Consider the following 5759-nt stretch of genomic DNA (forward strand, 5'->3'; position numbering starts at 1 on the left):
ATGGCCGGGGCGTGCCATATGTCCCGATCTCGGGGTGCCATATGTCCCGATCTCGGGGGTGGGGTGCGGCCCACGAGCAGGTAGGCGCACCAGGCGCCGATGATGCCCACCAGCATGACCATGAGCATCGGCAGGGCGCTCGCGCCTCCCCCGGAGCTGGCCAGCGGCGCCGAGATCCCCATGGCTGTGGCCTGGGCCAGCCCCAGCAGAGCACTGGCGGCCCCCGCGGTGCTCCGCACCTCGGTGAGGGCCAGTGCGCTGGCGTTGCCGAAGACCAGGCCCTGGGCGGCCATTGTCAGCACGAATCCGGTGCGCAGGGGAATGAGAGGAAGACCGGGGGCCAGGACGCTCAACGCGACGAGGGCGATGCCCGTCGCCGAGATGGTCAGGCCCGCCCCGATGAGACGGCGGGGCTGGAAACGTCCGACGAGCCGGGAGTTGAGGATCGCCATGAGCATGTTGCTGCCGGCCGTGCACCCGAAGAACACCGAGTACTGCATCGTGCTCAGGCCCTTGATCTCCTGCAGGACGAAGGAGGAGGCCGAGATGTAGGCGAACATGGCGAAACCGGAGAAGGCCGAGGTGAGCATGTAGCCCACGAAGCGGGGGCGGGTGGCCAGCATGGCGAAGCTCGCCGCGAAGCGGCGCATCCCTCCGCCCCGCCGCTCCTGGACGGGAAGGGTCTCGGGGACGAGCGCGGCGGCCATGACCATCATGAACAGGCCGAAGCCCGCCAGGCACCAGAAGATGACCCGCCATGTGGCCGCTGAGAGCACCGCTCCCCCGGCCACCGGGGCGATCATGGGCGCCAGGGCGCCGACGGCCATAAGGATCGACATCGTCCGGGCCAGCTGGTTGCCGCGGGCGACGTCGACGAGCACGGCCCTCCCGACGACGGCGGCCGCGCCTCCACCCAGTCCCTGGAGGACGCGTCCGACCATGAGCACGCCGATCCCGGGCGCGGTGGCGCACACGACGCCGCCCAGGGTACACACGGCCCCGCCCAGGATGATGGGCAGTCGGCGCCCCCACTGGTCCGAGCTCGTCCCGCCGATGACCTGTCCCAGGCCCATGCCTACGAAGAAGGCGGTCAGGGTCAGCCCCACCGCCGTCGAGCTCGTGGCCAGGTCCTGGACGACCTCCGGAAAGGCCGGCGAGTACATGTCGGTGGCGAAGGGCGGCACGGCGTTCTGCACCGCCAGGGCGGCCAGGAGCGCGATGGGGACGGTGTCTCGTCCCGATGGGGTTCTCGCCATGGCCTCAGGCCGCCGAGCTCGGCTCGTCGGCGAGTCCGCCGAGCTGGGCGCAGACCGCCTCGACCACCGAGCGCACGGCGGGATCGTCCTGGGCGCCCGACCGGTCGGCCTCGTCGAGGACCTCCTGGAGCAGGCGGCGGGCGCGTGCGGTCTGCCCGGCGGCCTGGCATGCCTGCGCCAGGTGGTGGCGCAGAGCCAGGACGTCGGGGTGACCCGGGCCGTGCATGTCCTCGACATCGGCCAGTGTCCGCTCGCTGAGGGCCACGGCCCGCTCCACGTCGCCACAGGTGCGGTGGGTGGTCGCCAGGTTGACTCGGATGCGCAGGGTGAGCACGTCCCGGGCGCCCACACTGGCCTCCGCCGTACCGAGCGCCTCCTCGAGCAGGGGCAGCGCCTTGGCGGGCTCGCCGACGGCGCTGTAGGCCTGGGCGAGGTTGTTCGCGGCGGCCAGGACGGCCGGGGTGTCATGCCCGTGGGCCTGACGACGCACGGCCAGGGCCCGCTCGTAGAACGGCACGGCGCCCGCGGCGTCGCCGGCGCAGGCCCGGGCGCGGGCCAGCCGGGAGCAGGACAGCGCCGACAGGGGGTGCTCGCGCCCCAGGACCCGGTCGGCGTCGGCCAGCACGCTCGTGTAGTGCTCGATGGCGCGTCCGGTCTCCCCCACGGTCTCGTAGGCCCGGGCGAGATGGTGCCTGGCGGTCAGGGTGTCGGGGTGCTCAGAGCCGTAGAGACGAAGGCACTCCTCGACATGCCTGGCGTGCTCGACGACGTCCCACGGGACGCGCTCGACCGACACGTACCCACCTCCTTCTGACAAAACCAGGTCAGGCTACCAGCGCCGCGTCGGCGTGTCCTGGGCGGCCGGTTCCCGCCGGAGCCTGGTCAGCGCGCCCCGGTGGGTACCGCTCCGACGATGGCGCCCTCCTCGACCACGACAAGCCACCGGGACACCTCGCGCGCGCGGGCCAGTGCCGCGGCAGCACCGGTGCCGCTCAGCTCGGAGGTCACCGCGACGGCAGGCAGGACGGTGCACACCTGGCCGGCACTCGCCTCGGCGAGCGCCGACGGGTCGAGCCCGGACAGGTCCCGGCCGTCGACCGTTCCCAGGACCCGCGTGCCATCCAGGACCAGGACGAGGGCGGCGCCGTCCTCCAGGCGGGAACGCACCTGGTCCAGGGGCGCGTCGGCGGGCAGGACCGCCACCGCCCTGGCCAGCTCCCGCAGGTCGAGCCGGGCGGCCGCGCGCCCGCCCCGTCCCAGTCCCAGGACCTGCCAGGAGGTGACGGCGATGGGCCACCCGACCATGACGGCCAGGATCAGCTGGAAGGAGCCCGGCCTGCTGCCCTGGACCAGCAGCGGCCACAGCAGCCAGCGCCAGGCGATGAGCGCCAGGACCGCCAGGCCCCCGACGGCGGCGACCTGCCTGCCCAGACGGGGGCGCCCGGTCAGCTGCTCGACGAGTGCGGCCAGGGCGTGCCCACCGTCCAGGGGAAGGCCCGGCAGGGCGTTGAAAACCGCCAGTGCCAGGTTGACCCAGGTCAGGGCCCACACGGCGACGTGAACCGGTGCGGACTCAACGATGCCGGCTCCCAGGACCCACCGGCCGATCAGCCATAGGACCAGATTGGTGGCCGGGCCGGACAGGGAGGTGAGCACGTCCTTCCACGGCCGCCAGGACTGGGACGGGCCGAAGCTGGTCCGCCCGCCCCACAGGTAGAGCTCGTAGCGCACGGGCCCGCGTCCCAGTGCCGTGCCCGCCATGCCGTGCGCCAGCTCATGGAGGGTGACGCTGAGCGCGACACCGGCCACGGTCAGCCCGACCACGCTCAGGACCGTCAGGGTCCCGAAGCCGGCCAGGGCGGAGGAGACCAGGGGGTACCAGCTGGCTGCGATGAGTGCCCCGAGCAGCAGCGAGGTCGGGGCGACGACGACGGGTGCGCCGCCGACCCGGCCCAGGACCCAGCCCTCGGGTGCGGAGGCGGATGGCATGGCCGGAGCCTACGCGAGTCGCAGGACCCGGCGCGCACCGGTCCCGTCGGCTCGGGTCAGCCGGCGGCCAGCGCCGAGCGCACGCGCTCGAGGTTGCGCAGGAAGGACGGCACGTAGGGGTGCTGCTCACCGAGCTGGCGGACGGCCTGCTCGACGAGCTGCTCGAGCTGACGTGCCGCGAGCTCCGGGGACCCGGCGCACTCGTGGGCGTAGGCCAGGTTGTTGCGCGCCGACAGCGTGTCGGGGTGGGATGGGCCGAGAACCTGCTCGGCGTTGCGCACCACCTCCTCGTAGAGGAGCACGGCCCGCGCCGGCTCCCCCGCCTCCCGCAGGGCAGCCGCCAGGTTGTTGCGCGCCGTCAGCGTCAGGGGGTGGTCCTCGCCGACCAGGTCGGTCGTGCCCTTGAGCACCTGCTCGAACAGGGGCACCGCCCGGCGCGGGTCGCCCGTCTCCCGCAGTGCGGCCGCCAGGCTGTTGCGCGCCGTCAGCACATGGGCATGGCCCGCACCCATCTGGGCAACAAGGACCTCGATGGGCTCCGCCAGGGTCAGGGTGACCGGGGAGGGGGCGAGCCTGGCGGCGTGGGCCAGGGCGGCGGCGCCCTCCTCCCGGCCGAGGACGGGGTGGGAGTGCCGCTGGGCGCCGAGCGCCCGGAGCTGGTCGACGAGGTCCTCGACCTCGCGGCGCCAGTCCCGTGGGTCGCGCACGCGGTCGAGCCGGATCCTGCCGAGCAGCCGTGCCGCCCGGTCCTCCGCGGCCTGTCTGGTCATGTCATCCATGCCGGCCCGGACCGCGGCCGCATCCTCGAGCCTGACCAGGGCGCCGTCGCGCGACAGGGTGCATACCCCGTGCTCGACCAAGGCGTCCAGGGCGGCATACGCGGCCTCCGGGTCCTGCCCCCCGGCGTCGAGCCCCGTTAGCCACCGGGCCGGCACGCCGGCGTCGGCGAGCACGGCGAGCACCTCCAGCTGGGCGCGCGCCACCCCGGCGTGTCCCGCTCCGCAACTGTCCCCGATGCGGGCCAGGGCCTCCTCGTGGGCGGTGCAGCCCGCGGGTCCCGTGTCCGGCAGGCCCGGGGCGGAGCGTGGCGCGTCGGTCATGGGCGCATGCTAGCGGCGGGCGAGCGGCACTGCGCCGCACCCCGGCCAGGCGCGGTAGGTTCGTGGCCGTGAGCGACACCGACACAGGGACCGAACCCGGACGGAGCGGACTCGCCGCGGCGCGCCCGGCGGGTCCGCGCCGCGCCGCGCTCTCGCCGTCGCGGGCCAAGGACTTCATGCAGTGCCCTCTGCTGTTTCGCCTGCGCGCCGTCGACAGGCTGCCCGAGCCCGGCTCTCTGGCCACCCACAAGGGCACGCTCGTCCACGGCGTCCTCGAGCGACTCTTCGACCTGCCGCCCCAGGAGCGGACCGCGGAGTCGGCGATCGCCCTGCTTCCCGCGCAGTGGGAGGCGCACCGGGCGTCTCATCCCGCCGTCATGGACCTGTTCGGCTCCCCGGGGCAGGTCGAGGGGTGGCTCGGCCAGGCGCGCGGGCTCATCAGCACCTACTTCTCGATGGAGAACCCCCGTCGTCTCGAGCCGGCCGAGCGCGAGCTCCTCGTGGAAGCCGAGAGCGCTGAGGGACTGCTTCTGCGCGGTTTCGTCGACCGCCTGGACGTGGCGCCCGACGGGGCGATGCGCGTGGTGGACTATAAGACGGGACGCTCGCCCGGACCGCGCTTCATCGAGGAGGCGCTGTTCCAGATGCGCTTCTACGCCCTGGTCCTTCAGCGCCTGCGCGGCCGGGCACCGGCCAGGCTCCAGCTGCTCTACCTCAAGGACGGGCGCACGCTGTCCCATGACCCGCGCCCCGCCGAGCTGGAGGCCACCGGGACCAGGCTGGCACGGCTGTGGGAGGAGATCGAGGACTGCGCCGCCTCGGGACGCTTCGCCCCCCGGCGCTCGCGCCTGTGCGACTGGTGCTCCCACCAGGCCCGCTGCCCACTGTTCGGGGGGACGACGCCCGAGCTGCCCGAGGAGGGTGTGGCCCAGCTCCTCACCGCACGCCGGGCGCCGGGAGCCTGACCGGAGGTCAGACACGGGAGGCCTCAGAAGGGGACGATGGCCTCGAGGAGGGCGGCCAGCCCGAGGTCGTGGAGGGCCTGTGGACCACCGGGCTGACCACCATCCCGATCACCATCGGGCTGCCCCAGTGGGCCGGCGTGCTCCTCGTCGTGGGCGTGACGGCCGCGCTTGTGCGCCGCGAGCGGCGCCGCGCGGCGCAGCACCCGGTGGGGATCCAGCTTCCGGCCCAGCGCACGGGACTGGCCCACCTGCTGTTCGAGCGGGCGTGGAACCCCCTGGTGACCGGCGCCCTCGTGGGAGTGGTCGCCGTCATCGCCTGGCCCGCCTCCTGGGGGGGCCGACAACGGCTACACGGTCACCAAGTTCTCCCGAACCGGCACGGCCTCGTGGTCGATCACCGTGCGCAAGTAGTGCACCGATGATCTCAGACCGGGCCCGCCGGGGCCGGG

General features: G+C 73.8%; 6 protein-coding genes. 2 read left to right on the plus strand and 4 right to left on the minus strand.

Annotated features, from left to right (window positions below):
- From Q4C85_RS11610 to Q4C85_RS11625, 4 genes are all read right to left on the minus strand, one after another.
- Positions 1–1256, minus strand: a 1256-nt coding sequence (locus Q4C85_RS11610) for a multidrug effflux MFS transporter (protein WP_303142278.1), incomplete at its 3' end; no start/stop codon positions are given.
- 4 nt (positions 1257–1260) lie between these two features.
- Positions 1261–2052, minus strand: a complete 792-nt coding sequence (locus Q4C85_RS11615; RefSeq protein WP_303142279.1) for a tetratricopeptide repeat protein — start codon at positions 2050–2052, stop codon at positions 1261–1263.
- Between the two features lie 86 nt (positions 2053–2138).
- Positions 2139–3245 carry a site-2 protease family protein gene (locus Q4C85_RS11620; RefSeq protein WP_303142280.1) on the minus strand — a complete coding sequence of 369 codons (1107 nt, stop codon included), beginning with the start codon at positions 3243–3245 and terminating at the stop codon, positions 2139–2141.
- Between the two features lie 56 nt (positions 3246–3301).
- Entirely contained in the window at positions 3302–4345 is a 1044-nt protein-coding gene (locus tag Q4C85_RS11625; protein WP_303142281.1) for a tetratricopeptide repeat protein, read from the minus strand.
- A gap of 68 nt (positions 4346–4413) precedes the next feature.
- Between Q4C85_RS11625 and Q4C85_RS11630 the strand changes: the two genes are divergently transcribed.
- Positions 4414–5310 (plus strand): PD-(D/E)XK nuclease family protein, encoded by an 897-nt coding sequence (locus tag Q4C85_RS11630; protein ID WP_303142284.1) that lies wholly within the window; start codon positions 4414–4416, stop codon positions 5308–5310.
- Between the two features lie 68 nt (positions 5311–5378).
- The gene (locus Q4C85_RS11635) at positions 5379–5732 is read left to right on the plus strand and encodes a YeeE/YedE thiosulfate transporter family protein (RefSeq protein WP_303142286.1); all 354 of its coding nucleotides are present in this window, start codon (positions 5379–5381) and stop codon (positions 5730–5732) included.
- Positions 5733–5759 lie beyond the last annotated feature (27 nt).

It is taken from the genome of Actinomyces sp. (genome assembly GCF_030524025.1).
Classification (GTDB): domain Bacteria; phylum Actinomycetota; class Actinomycetes; order Actinomycetales; family Actinomycetaceae; genus Actinomyces.